The organism is Microbacterium sp. KU4F (genome assembly GCF_056868075.1).
Genome location: NZ_CP200324.1, coordinates 1,305,038 through 1,322,624, shown reverse-complemented (window position 1 = coordinate 1,322,624; position 17,587 = coordinate 1,305,038). Strand labels below are relative to the sequence as shown.

The 17,587-nt window shown below is 63.7% G+C and carries 17 protein-coding genes; 5 read left to right on the top strand and 12 right to left on the bottom strand.

Features of this window, described 5'->3' with window-relative positions; all coding sequences use genetic code 11:
• Positions 1-57: 57 nt before the first annotated feature.
• The gene (locus tag AC1VNH_RS06740) at positions 58-1,914 is read left to right on the top strand and encodes a beta-glucoside-specific PTS transporter subunit IIABC (protein WP_483110496.1); all 1,857 of its coding nucleotides are present in this window, start codon (positions 58-60) and stop codon (positions 1,912-1,914) included.
• A gap of 28 nt (positions 1,915-1,942) precedes the next feature.
• Positions 1,943-3,355 carry a glycoside hydrolase family 1 protein gene (locus AC1VNH_RS06735; RefSeq protein WP_483110494.1) on the top strand — a complete coding sequence of 471 codons (1,413 nt, stop codon included), beginning with the start codon at positions 1,943-1,945 and terminating at the stop codon, positions 3,353-3,355.
• Positions 3,356-3,411: 56 nt separating this feature from the next.
• On the opposite strand, the gene AC1VNH_RS06730 is transcribed toward AC1VNH_RS06735, so the two are convergent.
• On the bottom strand, positions 3,412-3,789 hold the full coding sequence (locus AC1VNH_RS06730; protein WP_483110492.1) for a MerR family transcriptional regulator: 378 nt from the start codon (positions 3,787-3,789) through the stop codon (positions 3,412-3,414).
• Between the two features lie 201 nt (positions 3,790-3,990).
• Here AC1VNH_RS06730 and AC1VNH_RS06725 point away from each other — a divergent pair, with 201 nt between their 5' ends.
• Positions 3,991-4,884 carry an aromatic alcohol reductase gene (locus AC1VNH_RS06725; RefSeq protein ID WP_483112703.1) on the top strand — a complete coding sequence of 298 codons (894 nt, stop codon included), beginning with the start codon at positions 3,991-3,993 and terminating at the stop codon, positions 4,882-4,884.
• Between the two features lie 96 nt (positions 4,885-4,980).
• On the opposite strand, the gene AC1VNH_RS06720 is transcribed toward AC1VNH_RS06725, so the two are convergent.
• Both AC1VNH_RS06720 and AC1VNH_RS06715 read right to left on the bottom strand, forming a co-directional pair.
• Positions 4,981-5,610, bottom strand: coding sequence for a GntR family transcriptional regulator (locus AC1VNH_RS06720; protein WP_483110491.1), 630 nt, complete (start codon positions 5,608-5,610; stop codon positions 4,981-4,983).
• 54 nt (positions 5,611-5,664) lie between these two features.
• Positions 5,665-6,390 (bottom strand): acetamidase/formamidase family protein, encoded by a 726-nt coding sequence (locus tag AC1VNH_RS06715; protein ID WP_483110490.1) that lies wholly within the window; start codon positions 6,388-6,390, stop codon positions 5,665-5,667.
• Positions 6,391-6,994: 604 nt separating this feature from the next.
• On the opposite strand from AC1VNH_RS06715, the gene AC1VNH_RS06710 reads away from it, so the two are divergent.
• Positions 6,995-7,753, top strand: a complete 759-nt coding sequence (locus AC1VNH_RS06710) for a GntR family transcriptional regulator (protein ID WP_483110489.1) — start codon at positions 6,995-6,997, stop codon at positions 7,751-7,753.
• Here AC1VNH_RS06710 and AC1VNH_RS06705 read toward each other — a convergent pair.
• From AC1VNH_RS06705 to AC1VNH_RS06670, 8 genes are all read right to left on the bottom strand, one after another.
• A complete protein-coding gene (locus AC1VNH_RS06705; protein WP_483110487.1) occupies positions 7,722-8,471 on the bottom strand; it encodes a fumarylacetoacetate hydrolase family protein in 750 nt (249 codons plus the stop codon). The genes AC1VNH_RS06710 and AC1VNH_RS06705 overlap by 32 nt on opposite strands.
• Positions 8,472-8,481: 10 nt before the next feature.
• Positions 8,482-9,717 (bottom strand): FAD-dependent monooxygenase, encoded by a 1,236-nt coding sequence (locus tag AC1VNH_RS06700; protein ID WP_483110486.1) that lies wholly within the window; start codon positions 9,715-9,717, stop codon positions 8,482-8,484.
• 318 nt (positions 9,718-10,035) lie between these two features.
• Complete coding sequence (gene mftD, locus AC1VNH_RS06695; protein WP_483110484.1) at positions 10,036-11,223, bottom strand: pre-mycofactocin synthase MftD; 1,188 nt, start codon at positions 11,221-11,223, stop codon at positions 10,036-10,038.
• An 80-nt stretch (positions 11,224-11,303) separates the two neighbouring features.
• The gene (locus AC1VNH_RS06690) at positions 11,304-12,413 is read right to left on the bottom strand and encodes a branched-chain amino acid ABC transporter permease (protein ID WP_483110483.1); all 1,110 of its coding nucleotides are present in this window, start codon (positions 12,411-12,413) and stop codon (positions 11,304-11,306) included.
• Positions 12,410-13,294 carry a branched-chain amino acid ABC transporter permease gene (locus AC1VNH_RS06685; RefSeq protein WP_483110481.1) on the bottom strand — a complete coding sequence of 295 codons (885 nt, stop codon included), beginning with the start codon at positions 13,292-13,294 and terminating at the stop codon, positions 12,410-12,412. The genes AC1VNH_RS06690 and AC1VNH_RS06685 overlap by 4 nt, the downstream gene beginning before the upstream one ends.
• A complete protein-coding gene (locus tag AC1VNH_RS06680; RefSeq protein ID WP_483110479.1) occupies positions 13,291-14,016 on the bottom strand; it encodes an ABC transporter ATP-binding protein in 726 nt (241 codons plus the stop codon). Before AC1VNH_RS06680 ends, AC1VNH_RS06685 begins: the two co-directional genes overlap by 4 nt.
• Positions 14,013-14,795, bottom strand: coding sequence for an ABC transporter ATP-binding protein (locus tag AC1VNH_RS06675; RefSeq protein WP_483110477.1), 783 nt, complete (start codon positions 14,793-14,795; stop codon positions 14,013-14,015). Before AC1VNH_RS06675 ends, AC1VNH_RS06680 begins: the two co-directional genes overlap by 4 nt.
• On the bottom strand, positions 14,788-15,990 hold the full coding sequence (locus tag AC1VNH_RS06670) for an ABC transporter substrate-binding protein (RefSeq protein ID WP_483110475.1): 1,203 nt from the start codon (positions 15,988-15,990) through the stop codon (positions 14,788-14,790). The genes AC1VNH_RS06675 and AC1VNH_RS06670 overlap by 8 nt, the downstream gene beginning before the upstream one ends.
• 349 nt (positions 15,991-16,339) lie before the next feature.
• Here AC1VNH_RS06670 and AC1VNH_RS06665 point away from each other — a divergent pair, with 349 nt between their 5' ends.
• Positions 16,340-16,984, top strand: coding sequence for an MBL fold metallo-hydrolase (locus tag AC1VNH_RS06665; RefSeq protein ID WP_483112702.1), 645 nt, complete (start codon positions 16,340-16,342; stop codon positions 16,982-16,984).
• A gap of 177 nt (positions 16,985-17,161) precedes the next feature.
• Here AC1VNH_RS06665 and AC1VNH_RS06660 read toward each other — a convergent pair whose 3' ends face one another.
• Positions 17,162-17,578 (bottom strand): pyridoxamine 5'-phosphate oxidase family protein, encoded by a 417-nt coding sequence (locus tag AC1VNH_RS06660; protein WP_483110473.1) that lies wholly within the window; start codon positions 17,576-17,578, stop codon positions 17,162-17,164.
• Positions 17,579-17,587 lie beyond the last annotated feature (9 nt).

The window sequence follows — 17,587 nt, the reverse complement described above, 5'->3', positions numbered from 1 at the left end:
GACTGCAGTGATGCGGTCGATTGATTGCCGCACAGGTGCGGCAGAGAGCGGTGTTCCATGGATTACTCCAAGACCGCGGCCGACATTCTGCGGGGTGTCGGCGGCGAGGCGAACGTGCGATCGCTTGTCCACTGCGCAACTCGGTTGCGCTTCGTGCTGGCGGACGAGTCGAAGGCCGACACGCCTGCAATCAAATCCACCAAGGGCGTTGTCACGGTTGCTCAGGCGGGCGGGCAGTATCAGGTCGTCATCGGCAACGACGTGCCTGAGGTGTATGCCGAGATCGGAAAGATCTCGAGTCTCGGTGTCAGCACGCCGGAGGGCAGCGGGTCTCGCGCAGACGGACCGAAACCCACCCTCTTCAACCGCTTCATCGCCATGATCGCCGCCATCTTCACGCCCCTGCTGTGGGCCTTGGCGGGAACCGGACTCCTTAAGGCGTTCCTCGCTGCCGCGGTGACGTTCGAGTGGCTCTCCACCGACACGACGACGTACGTCGTCCTCAACGCGCTGTCTGACGCCTTCATCCACTTCCTGCCTCTGGCGTTGGCATTCACCGCCGCGCGCTACTTCAAGGCGAACGAGTTCACATCCTTTGCCATTGCTGCAGCCCTGCTTTATCCGGCCCTCTCGACACTTGAGGGCGCACCCGACCTGACGTTCTTCGGCATTCCGTTCACCATGGTCAGTTACGTCACGAGCGTCATTCCGGTCATTGTCATCGTGTGGCTGCAGAGCTACGCGGAGCGATTCCTCTACGCAAAGCTTCCGGGGATCCTCCGTCGATTCGTGACCCCCATGATCGTTGTGCTCGTCGGTGTGCCGATCGTCCTCGTCGTCGTCGGCCCGCTCTCTGCTGTCGTCAGCGGCTGGCTCGGCGCCGGCATCAGCTGGGTGTTCGAGGTGGCGCCCTGGGCTGGAGGCGCACTCATGGGTGGGCTCTGGCAGGTGTTTGTCATGTTCGGACTCCACTGGGGGCTGGCCCCGCTGGCCGCTCTCGAACTCCAGAGCGGCCGTTCGCTGATCATCGCTCCGCTCTTCGCAGCGGTCCTCGCTCAGGGCGCGGCCACAGCTGCAGTCCTTCTGCGTGCGCGGAACAAGAACCTCAAGTCGCTGGCTGCGCCCGCAACGCTTTCCGCCCTTCTGGCGGGAATCACCGAGCCTGCGATCTATGGCGTGAATTTGCCCCTCAAGCGGCCCTTCGCCTTCGGCATCGTCGGCGGGGCCGTGGGTGGGGCGATCATCTCGTTGGGCGGCGGCTTCACCACGGCGTTCGTCACGCCGTCCGGGCTCGCGCTGCCCGCTCTTATCGGCAACGGCAACGCCCTTGCCATCGTGGCCGGTCTCGTGGCGTCGGTCGTCATTCCATTCGTTCTGACACTGATCGTCGGATTCAAGGAACCGAGCGAACCTGATGCGCAAGGAGCCGACGGCACGGACCTGGATGTTCTCAGCCCTCTCGACGGCACCGTCATTCCGCTCAGCGAGACTCCTGATGCGGCATTCGCTGATGGCTCGTTCGGGCAGGGCGTGGCGATCATTCCGCGCAGCGGCGCCCTGTACTCGCCCGTCGACGCGACCGTCGTCGCGGCGTTCCCGACCGGGCACGCGATCGGCCTGCGCCACGCCGACGGAGCGGAGATCCTGATCCATGTCGGCATCGACACGGTTCAACTGGGTGGGCAGCACTTCGCCCTCAAGGTCCAGAGCGGGGAGGTTGTCGCCAAGGGAGATCTGCTGATCGAGTTCGACCTCGAAGCGATTGCCGCGGCCGGGTACAACCTCACCACGCCTGTCATCGTGACAAACGGCGACCTGTACCCGTCTATCACCTCGATCGCTTCCGGCCCGATCGCTCACGGAGACCAGCTCTTCCGTGCAGTGGCTGTCGAGCACGCCGTCGCCGCGAAGTGAAACCCGGATCAGAAAAGAAAGGCAGGCTATGACCACGACACCTTTCCCTCAGGGCTTCCTGTGGGGCGGAGCCACGGCAGCCAATCAGATCGAAGGTGCTTACGCCGAGGACGGGAAGGGGCTTTCTGTCCAGGACGTCCTCCCGAACGGACTGCGGACTCCTCGGACGTCACAGCCCACGGCCGATAACCTCAAGCTCGAAGCGATCGACTTCTACCACCGCTATGCACAGGACATCGCGCTCTTTGCAGAGATGGGGTTCAAGGTCTTCCGGTTCTCGATCGCCTGGAGCCGCATCTTCCCGAACGGCGACGATGCGGAGCCCAACGAAGCCGGACTTGCGTTTTACGACCGCGTGCTCGACGAGCTTGAGAAGCATGGTATCGAGGCTCTCGTCACCATCTCTCACTACGAGACGCCGCTGCATCTCGCGGACACGTACGGAGGATGGACTGACCGCCGCCTCATCGGGTTCTACGAACGCTACGCACAGACCTTGTTCGAGCGCTACGGAAGCCGTGTCAAGTACTGGCTGACCTTCAACGAGGTCAACTCGCTCCTGCATGAGCCGTTCATGTCGGCGGGCATCCCGGTGACTGACCAGTTGACGGAACAGCAGCTCTATCAGGCGATGCACCACGAGCTCGTCGCGTCGGCACGAGCAACCCGAATCGCTCACGAGATCGCTCCGAACGCCAAGGTCGGCTGCATGATCATCGCCATGCCGATCTACCCGCTTAGTCCGTCGCCGGCCGACGCGCTGGCGGTGATGGACTTGGATCACTCAAACCTCGCCTTCGGCGACGTGCACACCCGCGGGGTTTACCCCGGGTACTTCTTGCGGACGCTCCGCGAGAAGGGCATCGAGCTGGAGATCACCGACCAGGACCGCGAGGACCTGACCAACACGGTCGACTTCGTCTCGTTCAGCTACTACCAGTCGGTGGCGCACACCTCGGATCCTGAGAAGCTGATTCGGGGTGAAGGCAACATCATCGGTGGTGTTCCGAACCCGACGCTCGAGGCGAGCGAGTGGGGCTGGCAGATCGACCCCGTGGGTCTTCGCCTCGTGCTCAACCAGTTCTGGGACCGCTGGCAGAAGCCGCTGTTCATCGTCGAGAACGGCCTGGGCGCCAGGGACGAACTGGTCGAGGTCGACGGCGTCAAGACCGTCATCGACGACTACCGCATCGCCTACCTCAACGACCACCTCGTGCAGGTCGGCGAAGCCATCACCGACGGCGTGAACGTGCTCGGCTACACCTCGTGGGGCTGCATCGACATCGTCAGCGCCACGACGGCGCAGATGAGCAAGCGATACGGGTACATCTACGTCGACCGCAACGACGACGGCAGCGGCACACTCGAGCGCTTCAAGAAGAAGTCGTTCGGCTGGTACGCCGAGGTCATCCGCACCAACGGGGCTTCCCTCGAGAGCTGACGCATCTGAGTGAGGTGGTCGCCGACTCTTCTGTCGGCGACCACCTCACTTCGCATTCAGGGCGCGGCAAGCACGTCTGCGTGGACCGTGCGCCGAAGGTAGCCGATAACGGCATCGCGGCTCTTCTCGAGGCACACGATTCTGTTCTCGACGACGCGAAGCTCCCGCACGAGCTCTTCAGCGAGTGCGCGGCTGCAGGAATCTGAGTGCTCGGGGAGCCCCGGCGCTTCGATGTCGAGCACGATCTTGATCATTCGGGAGGACAAGCCGGCTTCCACAAGCGCCCGGACATGTCGAGCGTGCTCTACTTGCTCAGCCGAGTACTCGCGGTATCCGTTGGATGAGCGCGAAGACGCAATGAGGCCCTGCTGCTCGTAGTAGCGAAGCATCCGGGTTGGAGCTCCGACGGCCTTCGCGGCCTCGCCAATCTTCATCGTGGGTCCTCCCGACGGCATCAACTTGACCTTGACACTGGTGTCAAAGTTTACCGTCGGACTGGCGCGCATGGACGTGAGGTACGAAACGTCCGCCGACCGCGCACCGAGAAGATCAACAAGAACCTGCAGGGACGTAGCAATGACTCATGAAAGCTCGACTGAGCGCTCACGGAACATCCTCATCATCGGAGCGGGGAGCTGGGCATGCCCGTGCTGCGCAACGTCGCTCGCCGTGCCCGCGATGTAGACGGTGCGTCGGTGAGCGTACTTCTTCGGCCCAGTGCACTGGTGTCAACCTCCGCCGAGAAGCAGCGTGATCTAGCCGAGATCCGGGCTCTTGGCATCACGATCGTGCAGGGCGATTTGGTCACAAACTCGATCGAGCAACTTGCCGAGACCTTCGCCGGCTACGACACGGTCATCGGCTGCACGGGCATCACGGCCGGGCTCGAAACTCCCATGAAGGTCGCGAAGGCCGCGCTGCAGGCAAAGCTGCCGCGGTACTTCCCGTGGCAGTTCGGGGTCGACTTCGACGTCATTGGTCGAGGGAGCCCCCAGGACATCTTCGATTCGCAGCTCGACGTTCGCGACTTGCTCAGGTCCCAGTCGGAGACGGAGTGGGTCATCATTTCCACTGGCATGTTCATGAACTACCTCTTCGATGCAGGATCGGGCATGGTAGACCTGGATGGTGACACGGTGAATGCGCTGGGGAGCGCGGACACGGCAGTGACAGTGACGACGCCCGAGGACATCGGTGTGCTCACGGCGGAGATCCTGTTTGCCGAGCCGCGGATCAGCAACGAAATCGTCTACGTTGCTGGCGACACCATCACGTATCGTGAGCTGGCGGCCACGTTGGAGTCAGAGCTTCGGCGTCCCTTCCAGCTTGTGGAGTGGACGGCACCGTTCCTGCTTGACGAGCTTGCTAAGGATCCCGACAACATGACGCGCAAGTATCGCGCTGTTTTCGCACAGGGGCGGGGCGTGGCGTGGCCGAAGGAGGACACTTTCAACGCGCTTCGAGGACTCCCCGTCACTTCGCTGCGCGAGTGGGTGGGGGAGAATCTCGCCGCCCAAGGTCGGCCGTGAGCGTGAGTTGGTCTGGGCGATGATCCGGCAGCCCAGGCCAACTCGCGGGGAGCGGAGCGGCGAGTGAGACAGGCGGCTAGGCGCTTGCGTTCACGCCTACGCAGGAGGGGTGCTCGAGGTTGCGCGTCGAATGTGCGCAGACATGAGCGCCTCGGCGAGGAGGGCGTCACCCCCGGCGATAGCGGCGCGGATCTCGTGGTGATCTTCCCAAAGATGGTCGTTGTCTGCCGAGATCGACGCGCTGTTGATCCACTCCGACCGGCTACTGAGCACGTGCACGAAGGATGCGAGTACTTCATTGCCGCAGGCCGACGCTACAGCATCGTGAAAGCGGGAGTTCAGACGGTGCAGCTTCGTGGCCTTGCGTTCTTCGAGTGCTTGGTCCCCTTCCTGGAGGATCGCGTCGATCAGCGCCAGGTCGGCATCGGTGCGGTTGAGCGCTGCCTCGCGAGCGGTGGCGGGTTCAAGGACGTTTCTTGCGAGATGAACCTCCTTCACGACATGTTCCGTGAGCTGTCGCACGGTAGGTGATCCGTAGAGTTTGAGATCTATCAGCCCCTCCGTAGCGAGGACTCTGATCGCTTCCCGAACAGGGACGCGGGAGACGCCGAATCGGCTCGCGAGCAATGGCTCCGTGACGCGCGATCCGGGCGCGAGCTCGCCCGCGATGATGAGATCACGGATGGCGTCCACAAGCGCAACACCGCTCACGGAGGACTTCTCCACAGGTGCTCTCCTATCCACAGGCCGTTCTCACTGTATTGCCACCAGCGGGCAGGCTCACACTTCGAAGTCCGCTATTCGTATCCGAGCATGCACGCCTTTAACCAGGTCTACGACCTGCGAGATGTTGAAATCTGTGGCGGCGCTGAGGTATGCGTACGCGTGACGAGGATCCATGCCGTACCTTGCGCCGAGGAGCGCGATCGCCGCGCGCGTGCATTTCTGTACGGCGGTATCGAGATCCTCATCCAGACCGGTGGGCACCAGGAAGTCGTGGGTCTGGCCTAGGGGAGACGTGACATGGCCGAACGAAGAGAGCGCCTCAGACTGCGATACCACTTCGAGGCGCACGCGAACTCTTAGGCTCGCCTCTACCGCGGTCAGCGCCACCTCGCCGTCACCCTGGGCGAAGTGGGGGTCACCCACGTAGGCGAGAGCGCCGGCTACCTGGACCGGAAGGTAGATGCTGGTGCCCGCTGTGAGCAGTGCGATATCGATGTTGCCGCCGTGAACGCCCGGCGGGACCGAATGAGGTCGCTCAGTCGCTGCGACGGCAACCCCCATGATGCCGAGGAATGGCCGCAGCGGGAACCTCGCGACCCTGTCATCGCTCGGGCTGAGGGGCATGATGCCGTGGGGGGCTTCGTTGGCGTCGTATTCCACCCTCGTGAACACACTGAACGCGGTGTCGTGGAGCGGGTACTCGCCAGGGAGTGCGCCACGACCATGCCGGTTCGACACCACGCCGTATGGCACGCGGGGCTCGGCATCGACCAACGTCATCCGAAGAAGATCGCCAGGCTGAGCGCCGCGTACGGCGACCGGTCCGGTGACGACGTGCGGGCCATCCGCGTCGCTTCTGCGAAAGGGGCCGCCCTCTGCCAGAGCGATCGCGTCGCGGAGCACGCCCTCGGGGGGACCCCGTGCTGAGCGAAGAACGCGACCGGGTCGCGCCCCTGATCTTCCAGGATGCCCTCATGGCTGATGGTGTCGAAGATGACCTCGGTCCCGGAATCGACGGTGAGTACCGGAACGTCTGTCGCGCAGGGAAGACGCCCCCACATCACCGTGTCAGGTCGAGCCGGTAGGTAAGGCACCCCACGGGCCACACCCTCACCGGGCTGGATCGCCCAATCCGAGCCTCGCACGTCCATTGCCTCCTTCGCGGCCTGTCGTGCCCTCACGCTAGCGCGAAGGTGTTTCCGGAATGTATACGACATCGAGTGCCGTGCGAGGCGATAGATGTACGTCAGATCGACTCGCGGTCATCACGCGGGCTGGAATTACCGAGTTAGAGCGCCGCTGGCCTCAGGATCGGTTGATCCAGTGCCGCTGACGCGCGCCGATAGCCTGACGGGATTCGTATACGCTCGATGAAGTGTCGAGCGTGACCGAAGAGATGCGAACCAATCTAGTGACAGACCCCGCACGCTGGTCGAAGGATGCTTCGGCGGTATCGGACACGGGCCGACCAGTGCTTCGTGGACGGGCCCTCGTCGACGCCATTCGAACCGAGATCGTCGAAGGTCGGCTGGCCCCGGGAGAGCGGCTTGCCGAGCCCTTTCTCGCCGAGCGCTACGAGGTTTCGCGAGTTCCCGTTCGTGAGGCGCTTCGCGTTCTCGCCGCGGAGGGCTTCGTGACGCTGAGGCCCCACGGAGGCGCGGCGGTCCAACTTCTGACGAAGGACACTGCTGACGAAGTTATGGCTGTGAGGCAAATGCTCGAGCCGTTCGCGTCGAGGACGGCCGCCGCGCACCGCGTCCGGGATGACTTAGTGCAGCTGCGGGACATTCTCGAGGCTGGGCGTCGTTCACTTCACGCATCTGACCTCAGCCCGATCCCGCGCTTGAACACGGAGTTTCACGTTAGCGTGGGGCGGGCGACCGGCAACTCGATCATCGCGAGCATGGTCCAACAGATCGCGCACAAGACGGAGTGGGTCTACTCCGCGGTGGTGCAGACGCGCGCCTGCTTCTCCTGGGACGAGCACTGGGCAATCTATGACGCGATTGTCGCGCAGGATGCCGAACGTGCGGAGCGGCTCATGGCACTTCATGTCGATTACACCAAGGACGCGCTCCCGGCCGCGCTTGAGCGCGTCGCTACCGCCGCGGTCACGGTACCGGGTGCTCGACGACAGGATTGACAATGGTGCCTAGGCCCTCCACCGTGATCTCTACCTGTGCGCCGACCTGGACGGGCACGATCGTGTTGGGCGCACCGGTGAGGACGACGTCTCCTGGGCCCAGCTGCAGCGCGTCCGACAGGTAGACGAGTAGATCCGCAACGTCTCGTTTGAGAAGAGCCGTCGTCGAGTCTGCCTTCACCTCCCCGTCGACACGAACGACGATTCGCGCGTCGCTCGGATCGAAGTCCGTCTCGATCCAGGGGCCCGCTGGCGCGTACCCGTCGCCGTTCTTTGCCGGCACGAGGAGTTCGTGATCGTTGATGTGGTCGAAGCTCGTGAAATCGTTGATGACGGTGTAGCCGAGGATGACCTCGGGCACTTGAGCCCGGGTGAGGTGGCGCGCCGGCGCCTTGAGCACGACGGCCACCTCACCCTCTGCGACGAGACGCCCGACACCTGCAGCCGGCGAGATCGGGTCACCGCTGGCGACAATGGATCGCACGGACTTAAAAGTGCCTCGTGGAGGCCTCGTCAGCGCGTCATCGGCGGCGTTACCGATGAACCCGACCATCACGCGTGGTTCGATGGGCGGCAGAAGCCTTGCGGTGTCTCGTGGCCACCGATGACCTGTGTACTCGAGCTCATCGGCGTAGGGCGTGCGGATGGAGACCCAGTCGTCGCCCTCTTGGACGGCATACCCAGGGCCAGCAGGCGTGTCTATCCGTGCGATGCGCATGATGGTCTCGTCAGGCCGCGGACAGCCGCGACCAGAGCTTCTCTTCGGCTGCTCGGCGAAGATCGTAGCCGTACATCTCCTGTACGTCGCGGGGAATACCAATCCCGATTCCGCTGACGCTCGGATCGCCGGGCGCAACAAGGTCCGGGGAGAGCATGGCGAGATTGCCGTCGTTGGTCGCGGCAGTACGGGCCAGATGACGAGAGCCAATCTGAACCTCGCGGGTGCGCGGAATACGTAGAGACTCGTAGAACGAGAGTGCCTCCGAAACGTCGTCCGCAAATGATGACAACGCGAGCGCGAGCGCGAACGCGGATTCGATCGACATCGATGCACCCTGGCCGTAGGTTGGCAGCGTGCCATGCGCGGCGTCGCCGACGAGGGTTACGCGACCTTCGCTCCAGTGGTGCAGAGGTTCGATGTCGTACATGGGCCACCGCATGAAGTGCTCGGGGTGTGCGAACACTTCCTGCATCCGCGGGTCCCAGTCCTCGATGAGAGGCAGGATCGCGTCGCGCGGGACAACGTCATGCGTTCGTCCATCGGGAAGCTGAAGATCCGTGCCCTCGGTGCCCAAGATGAGGTTGAGATAGCCCGGCCCGGCAAAGGAGATGAGGCCGTCGTTCGCGGCGCGGGCAAGGACGAGGAGGTGCTCATCATCGGCGATCTTGGATGCGAGAGGTGTGGCATCCCGCGGCACGAGCGCGCGGTGCGCCCACCCACCGCGGAACACTCGCGGTGACGCGGGGAAGAGGGCGTTGCGAAGCGCCGAGCGGTTGCCGTCCGCTGCGATGAGCAGGTCTCCATCGACGGTTGATCCGTCCGCCAGGGTGAGGTGCACGCCCTTGGTATCTTGCTGGAATCCGGTGACCTTCGCCTGAAGCTTGAGCACCCCTGCGGGGAGTGCGTCAGACAGCGTCGAGAGAAGGTCTCCACGGTGGATGTGAAGAAGGGGCGCTCCGAAAGTCGCTTCGGCTTCGAGACCCAAGCGCATCCCGTACATCACGGATAGGTCGCGCACGTCCATGCGTACTGCTGCGCGTGTCTGCACTGCACGCTCGCGCAGCTTTGCGAGTAGTCCGCTCGGCTCGAACAGGCGGGTCGAGTTGGGCGACAGCATCACGGCTGCGCCCGCCTCGCGGTTCCCGCCGCTCTTCTCGTAGACCTCGACGTCGATGCCCTCGGTGAGCAGTGCGTGCGCAGCGCTCACTCCGGCGATACCACCGCCGGCGATCAGTACCTTCATGTTCGTGTCCTTCTGGGTTGATCTCGGGCGCCGTCGTGGACGACGCCGTGGCTAAGCTGATGGAAGAGAACGCCGTTCGCGTAGAAGTACTTGCTGTTGCGTTTCGTATACGAAACTGTGTCGCTTCGACGTTTCGTATACGTTTCTGCGCAGTTCCGTGCCTGTGAAGACTCGCTCTCGCCCCAGATTGCGCGGAATTTGGAGCTTGATTCTCCGATGGTCTCGATGAGAAGAATGCAGCATGATCCGTAATCGCATACGAACTGTGAGCGGGTGACGGTTTGCGACACATTGGTCGGACCGTCGAACATCGGCGACTTACTTGAGGAAGAATCCCTCGGGAGCCAGCACATCGTCGGGAGTGAGCTCGTGGATCGAGCCCTTGCCCAATCCGATCAGCGCGCGCTCGATGCCGATGCGGAACGTCTCGAGCACCTCGTAGACGCCACGTTCTCCGTCGACTGCCAGTCCGTAGAACCAGGGCCGCCCGATCAGCACGGACTTGGCGCCCAGTGCGAGTGCCTTGACAACGTCGGTGCCTCGGCGGACACCGCTATCGAAGGTGACATCAACCTGGCTGCCGACAGCCTCGACAACGGCAGGGAGGAAGCGCAGCGGCGACGGTGTCGTGTCGAGGTTGTTGCCCCCGTGGTTCGAGACGCCGACCGCTGTCGCCCCGGCGTCCACGGCTCGTCGTGCATCATCGGCTCGCACGATTCCCTTCACAAGCAGCGGGCCACCCCACACCTCGGCGAGCCACTCGATGTCTTTCCACGTGGGTTCCGGGTGCGTCAGCCACTCCATGAGGGCGCCGACCAAGGTCGGCTCTGTACCGTCCTTGCTCGCCATATTCGGTGCGTTCAAGCCGGGGATCGCACCTCGCCTGATGTAGCGCGAGATCCACCGCGGGTTGCCGATCGCCATCGGCGCGTACTTCACCAAGGACATGAGGTTCAGCCCATCGGGGTAGACGACGGACCCCCAGTCCCGCGGCTGCTGGGCGACTCGGAAGGCGGATAGGTCCATGCTGAAGATCAGACCCTTGACCCCCGCCTGTCGAAAACGTTCCACGCGCGCCGCGATGGTGTCGCGGTCTCCCGCGAGGTAGACATGAGCGAACGTGTCGGCGTTTTCCCTGGTGATGTCCTCGATCGGCATTGACGCGAAGTTGGCCACTCCGATCGCTGTCCCGGCGCGCCGCGCGGCGCGCGCTACTCCTACCTCGCCGTCCGGGTGCATTGCCTGGGCAGCAGCCGGTGCGATAACCACCGGAAGATCGACCTTGCGCTCGAGGAAGGACGTTGAGAGCTCGAACTTCGAGGGAAGATCCTCTCCGACGTGAGGAATGAGACCAACCGTTTCGAATGCATCACGGTTTGCTCGCAGCGTCGCACCGCCATCGCTTCCGGCCCACAGGGCTTTGAACACATCGGTGGGGAGGAGCTTGCGCGCGCGACGCTCCGCCTCAGCAACGGACTCGAGAGGTTTGTGTGAGAACAGTGCCATGCCGGCTCCCGTCGTTTGTAGCGCCAGAGTGTGGGCGCGTAGAGGGCGAGTAGGGGGGGTGGAGGTGGGGTGTAACGGATTCAGTTACCGACAGCGATGAGAGCGCGCGTCGACTTCCGGAGTGCGAAGGGGCTTCGAGGGCGGAATGGCCATCGAGCTTCCCGCCCTCCGGTCAGCCCTTGCGGCCGCATGATGATGATGAGCACCATCACCACCGCGACGACCACCAGGCGGCTTCCCGATGGAAGGGACACGATGGCTCCTCCGATCTGGACGCCGTGTTCGAGTAGTCCAAGGACATGATTCAGGGTCGAGATCACCAACGTGCCGACTACCGCACCCCAGAGCGACAGCATTCCGCCGACCACCAGCATCGCGATAGTCGTGAAGGTGAAGTCGAAGGAGAACTGGCTCGCCTGAACGACACGGTTGGTCTGCGCCCAGACGGCACCACCCACACCTGCGAGCGCCCCGGAAACAGTGAAGGCGACGATCCGATGAAGGATCACATTGATCCCGGAACCGGGGGCAGCCTGGATGTTCTCTCGCGAGGCGCGCAGCATGCGTGCGCTGCGACTCTGCCCGTATCCCCATGCCAGTGTGATGACGATAAGTGCGATGAGAAGCACCGTGGAGAGTTCGAAGCTCTTCGGTACTCCTGTCATCGACTGCCCCGACTTGGGGGCGACACCGCTCCAGTAGGTAAGGACTTGACCGACGAGCATCAACAAGGCGAAAGTGGCGATGCCTGCCTCGAGCCCGTGCAGACGCATGATGGCAGCACCACTGATCAGAGCGGTCAGGCCTCCCACCACGGCCGCGCAGAGGAGTGCCACAAGCGGGGAGGCTGATGCGTCCGCTAGTGCCGGGATGATGTCCGGCATGATCGAGCCCTTTACGGCGGGGGAGATGGTGAGGAGAGACATCGTCCACGCCCCCACCGCGACGAAGGCGATGTGCCCGAAGGAGAGCACGCCACTGTTGCCGATGAACGTCCACATGGCAACGACGATGATCAGATTGGACAGTGCGTAGCCGAGGTCGATGGCGGCCGCTGCTGAGAACGAGCTCGCGGCCACGGCGAAGAGCCAAACCACCACGAGCGGAACCGCGAGACCCCACAGCGATACGACCGGCTCGGGGACGCTGATCTTCGGGACAGTAGTGCGGGAGGTGCGGGTGGAGGTCACGTGCGCTCCTTGACGGTGCGGGCGGCGAAGATGCCGTTGGGGACGATGACGAGAACGACGATGACGAGCAGGTAGACGAAGGCGACTCGGAAGTCGCTGAGCCCGCCTGGCAACCACGAGGTCAACAGCGACAGGACGAATCCGACGCCGAATCCGCCGATGACGGCGCCGCCGACCTTGTCGAGCCCGCCGATGACGGCACCGATCAGCCCGAACACGGTGACCTGGACGCCGAAGGTTGGACTTACTGCCCCGGACTGCGCGGTGAGGACGAAGGCGACTGCAGCCGCGAGGATGCCGCTCATCGCGAGGGTGATCGCGATGACGACGCCCGAGCGTATGCCCAGGATGCGAGCCACACGGAAGTCCGCGGCGGCAGCCTGCACCTGGAGCCCGAGACGGGTACGGGAGAGGAACAGACGCAGAGCCAGCAGCAGTGCTGCCGCTAGCACGATGGAGACGAGCGCCAGCAAGTTGATGCGTAGGTCCCCGATCGTGACGGACTGCGTGAGCGCCGGGGCCACGGACCCGGTGCGCACGCTCGTGCCGAAGAAGCCCTCGTACGCGCGCTGGAGCAGAATGCTCGCGCCGAAACTGGCAATGAGAAGCGCAGCTGGTGACTGCGAACGCATCCAGCGGAACACGGCGAGGTCAAGGAACAGCGACAGTGCCACCGCGACGAGCGCCGAGCCGAGGAGCGCCAGCGGCCATGCGATGGGCCATAAGAAGAGCAGCGTGTAGGCCGCGCCGGTGATGATCTCACCGTTCGCGAAGTTGGCCAGACGCAGCACACCGAAGACGAGTCCGATGCCCAGCGCAGCCAGGGCGTAAACGGCGCCCGCCGAGGTCGCATCAATGAGTGATTGGAGAATCGGGATCATGAGCCGAGGTACGCCTTCATGAGGAGCGCGGAATCATCCGCGTCGGTGGGAGACAGAGTCATTGTGATCCGCCCTTCACCGAGCACATGTGTTCGGTCGGCAGTCATCACTGTCTGTTGAGCGCGCTGCTCGACCAGCAGGACTGCAGTGCCGCGGTCGCGGATGCTTTGGATGGCAGCGAAGACAGTCTCCACGGCTGTCGGTGACAGCCCCAGTGAAGGCTCGTCGAGTGCCAGCAGGGTCGGAGCTGCCAACAGCGCACGACCGATCGCGAGCTGCTGTTGTTGCCCGCCGGAGAGCAACCCCGCCGGACGATCAGCGAACTCACTGAGGATGGGAAACAGCTCGTGCACCCAAAGCAGATCCTCCGCTAGCCCGTCGCGGCTTCGACGCGCGACGGATCCGAGCCGGAGGTTCTCGCGCACGGTGAGCTTGCCGAAGATATGGTGTCCTTCAGGCACGAGCGCGAACCCGTGCCGCGCGACTCTCTCGGGAGAGAGGCGGCGAAGATCGACTCCCTGCAAGCTTGTCGAGACCGACTCCGATCGCACGGCATTCACCAGGCCCAGAAGCGTCGACGACTTACCGGCGCCGTTCGGACCGATGATGCCGACCAGTTCGCCCGCATCGACATGGAAGGTCAGATCGGAGACGGCTGGAACGCCGCGGTAGGACACACGGAGGCGCTCGACCGTCAGCACGCGCTGCGCCGCCGCGGTCACGCTGCGTTTCCCTTCACCACGAGCTGCGTGCTCGTACCGAGGTAAGTCGTGGCCAGACGGGAGTCGTTACGAATGGCTTCCGGGTGACCGTCGACGACGTTTCGTCCAGCTCCGAGGACGAAAATGTGGTCGCAGCTTCCAAAGACCAATGGCATGTTGTGGTCAATCAGCAACACGCCGATTCCTCGCGAGGCGAGACCGCGCATCGTCTCTCGGAAATGTTCGGCCTCGCCGTCATTCAAGCCTGCGGCGGGCTCGTCGAACAGCACCCACGAGGGTCGCGTGGCAAGGGCACGCGCCACGCCCAGCCGTCGCTCGACACCGTGCGGCAGGTGGTCGGCCTCATGTAGCGCCCACTCCTCGAGCTGAAGCTCTGTCAGGAGCGAGAGTGCGAGTGCACGCGCCGCTCGTCGCCGCAACCCGCATGCCATTGCGGCGATCTCGACGTTCTCAAGAACGGACAAGCGTGGGTAGAGGTGACCATGCTGGAAGGTGCGCGCGATTCCGCGCCTGGCTCGTCGGTCGGCCCGGTCGTGCGGAAGCTGTTGTTCGTCGATTGCAACGGCGCCGGCGTTGGGGCGGTCATAGCCACTGAGAATGTTCACGAGTGTCGACTTTCCGGCGCCGTTCGCGCCGATCAGTCCCGTCACGCGGCCGCGCGGGACGTCGATGTCAACGGTGTCGAGGGCCTGCACGCCCCGGTACGACCGCGAGATGCCGCGGGCCTGGAGCCGATCGCCGAAGCGACCGGCCCCGTCGTTGAGTCGAGTGTCATCCATCGAGGTTGACCTTCTGAGGGGCGCGCCGCTCGACGAACTTGAGCGTCCCGTCAGCGACGACCAGAACTGCCTGCGGACGGTCGACACCAACGTGCACATCACTGGTGAAGGTGGTCGGCCCGATGGGCAGATCGACATCCTTGAACGTGAGCATCGCGTCTGCAAGGGCTTTCCCATCCCAGCTCTGCGCAATCTCGTGCGCCTTCACGATCGCATCCAGGGTCGAGGGCCCCGCGATGAAGCTGGAAGTGGTCGGGGGCTCGCCGTATGCCGTTTCGAAGCGATCGACCAAGTCGTTGACGGTCGGATTCGGGTCGTCTCCGGTGATCGAGGCGTACGTGACGATGTAGTAGTCGCTGAGCCCGGGGTTGGAGCCGAGCCAGAACGTCCCGTCCATTCCGAAGCCGGAGATGATGGGTGCCGAGATCCCGCCGTCGCGTAGGTCCTTGGCGACCTGAGCCCCGCCGGGGTTGTATCCGCAGTTGAAGATGACGTCGGGGGTGGGGCCGCCGGAGATCTTGGAGACGATCTCGCGTATTGAGTCGCCTTGGACGTAGTCGTAGTCCCCCACGGAGGTCCCGCCGAGTTCCGCGAAGCGCTCCTTCGCGAACCGGCACTCGCTCTGGGTGTACTTGAGGGTGGTGTCTGTGAGGAATACTGCGTTACGCCAGCCCTTGTCGTAGGAGAACTCCGACATGACGGCGCCTTCGCCTGGGGTGGCGTTTCCGAGCGAGAACCCGAGGTTCAGCCCGCCCTTCGGACCCCAGATCGTGTCGCCGACACAGGGCGATAGGTTCAGAACCCCGGCTTGATCTGCCACGAGCGCTCCGGGGCTTGAGACGTCGTAGTCGCAGGTGAGGATGATCGCCTTGGCCCCGGCGTCCACCAGCTGCTGTGCGGCGGGTGCGTACTTGTCGAGGTCGGACCCCGTGTCGATCACGCGCAGATCGACCGGCTTCCCGTCGATACCGCCGGAGGCGTTGAGATCGTCAACGGCGAGCCGCAGCGCGTTGAGCGCCGGCGTATCCGCGATGGACATGAACCCGGTCTCGGCGACAGCAGCCCCGATCAGGATGCTGTCCGAGTCTGAGGCGGATGCTGTTCCGCCTTGAGGGGCGCTGGAGATGCATCCGGCGAGGCTGAGCGCCGCGATCGCGACGCCGGCTACGAGCACGGCGCGGGGGAGAGTTCTCATCGATGTGTTCCTTTGGTGGGAAGGACGGAGCAGGGCGGAGAGAGCAGATCAGAAGGGAAGCAGCTTTGATTTCGATCCGAGTTACGTCCTCAGGAAGAGTTCACAACGACCTTGGTCGTATACGACCCGGATGCTGGGGACGTGAGTCATACCCAAGACCCTGAGCCTTACGATCTCGATTCGGATGTGTTTCCGGCAGGAAAATTCGCTGTTTATCGGAGCGCAGGGCCTCAAGAGGCTCGGCTGGGCATCTTCTCCGTGCCGGCTGGTGTTACCGGGATGTATACGATCGGAGACGGATGTGTATACGATCTGGCTCACAGCGTCTCCTGAGAGCTACGCTCGCTCTATGAGGCTTACTAAGTACGACCACGCCACGATGCGCATTGAGAAGGACGGCGTTTCGGTCGTCACGGACCCCGGTACGGTCGCCCCTGAGACCGCTGCCCTCTTGGATGAGGCCACGGCTGCGCTCGTGACCCACGAACACTTCGATCACTTCGATGTCGAGGTCGTGCGCCTGGCACTGGCGAAGAATCCGCGCCTGCATGTCTACGGGCCAGCAGGTCTGGCGGAACTCGTGGATGGTGATCTGACCAACCGATTCACGGTTGTCGGCCCGGGCGAGACATTCGCCGTCGGAACGCTCGAGATCTCGACGTTCGGTGGCGCTCACGCTGTACTTCATCCCGATCTGCCCCCGCTGCCGAATGTGGGATACCTCTTCGATGGCAGGGTCTTCCACCCCGGTGACTCTATGCAGCTGCCGGGGGTTCACATCGAAACGCTCCTGATGCCGACGAGCGGGCCGTGGACATCGATGGAGAAAGCCATCGACTACATTCGTGCGGTCGCGCCAACTCGAGCGTTCCAGATCCACGAGGTCGAACTCAGCGAGGTGGGGCGTGAGTACGCGCTGTACTTCCTCGGCCCGGACGGGCCCGGCGGCGCGCAGATCTCGTCCCTCGCCGTTGGCGAGACGATCGAGGTCTGAATCGAGAGCCCGCGCTCGGGCGCTCGTGCTGTAGCGAAACCACCGCCCCCTCCTTCCCAACGCTGAGCGCTACGGGAGAAGGGGGCGGTGGTTTATTGCACCTATCGCTCTTCGCGCGACGAGCGCCGGGGTGCTGGCGCCCCTCTCGATGGACTCGCCCCATGGAACGGGCTCGAGCTAATACTCTCGGCGTTGCCCACCGGACCAGCCGAACCAGCGGTCAATCGCGACGCGCACGGTGACGAGGGGGCTGTCCTTGGCGGGGTAGTCGTTGCCGAGGTAGTGGCGGGAGAGTCGGTCGATGTCCGCGAATTCCTCGTCCGGTTCGATGGACACGACGTGCCCTTGAATCGACAGGTGGGATCCAAAGTCGTCGGCCGCGAACGCAGTGAGTGCGACATGGCCATTACTCTGCAGGTGCTTGAGTCGGGCGCGATCCGCGTTCATGCACAAGAGGACATGGCCGTCGTCATCAATGAGGTACCACGTGGCGACGGAAGCGGGGACTCCTCTCTTTGACACCGTGGCCATGACGGCGGGGTTCGGCTTGCGGAGGAAAGCGAGCGCGGCCTCCGGCAGCGGCAGATCAGACATGGATGGACC

Coding starts and splice junctions, on each gene's coding strand:
- AC1VNH_RS06670 (WP_483110475.1), bottom strand. CDS start 15,990: ATGAGAACTCTCCCCCGCGCCGTGCTCGTAGCCGGCGTCGCGATCGCG.
- AC1VNH_RS06730 (WP_483110492.1), bottom strand. CDS start 3,789: ATGAAGATTGGCGAGGCCGCGAAGGCCGTCGGAGCTCCAACCCGGATG.
- mftD (WP_483110484.1), bottom strand. CDS start 11,223: ATGGCACTGTTCTCACACAAACCTCTCGAGTCCGTTGCTGAGGCGGAG.
- AC1VNH_RS06705 (WP_483110487.1), bottom strand. CDS start 8,471: ATGCGCATCGCACGGATAGACACGCCTGCTGGCCCTGGGTATGCCGTC.
- AC1VNH_RS06685 (WP_483110481.1), bottom strand. CDS start 13,294: ATGATCCCGATTCTCCAATCACTCATTGATGCGACCTCGGCGGGCGCC.
- AC1VNH_RS06675 (WP_483110477.1), bottom strand. CDS start 14,795: ATGGATGACACTCGACTCAACGACGGGGCCGGTCGCTTCGGCGATCGG.
- AC1VNH_RS06740 (WP_483110496.1), top strand. CDS start 58: ATGGATTACTCCAAGACCGCGGCCGACATTCTGCGGGGTGTCGGCGGC.
- AC1VNH_RS06665 (WP_483112702.1), top strand. CDS start 16,340: ATGAGGCTTACTAAGTACGACCACGCCACGATGCGCATTGAGAAGGAC.
- AC1VNH_RS06735 (WP_483110494.1), top strand. CDS start 1,943: ATGACCACGACACCTTTCCCTCAGGGCTTCCTGTGGGGCGGAGCCACG.
- AC1VNH_RS06700 (WP_483110486.1), bottom strand. CDS start 9,717: ATGAAGGTACTGATCGCCGGCGGTGGTATCGCCGGAGTGAGCGCTGCG.
- AC1VNH_RS06660 (WP_483110473.1), bottom strand. CDS start 17,578: ATGTCTGATCTGCCGCTGCCGGAGGCCGCGCTCGCTTTCCTCCGCAAG.
- AC1VNH_RS06715 (WP_483110490.1), bottom strand. CDS start 6,390: ATGACGTTGGTCGATGCCGAGCCCCGCGTGCCATACGGCGTGGTGTCG.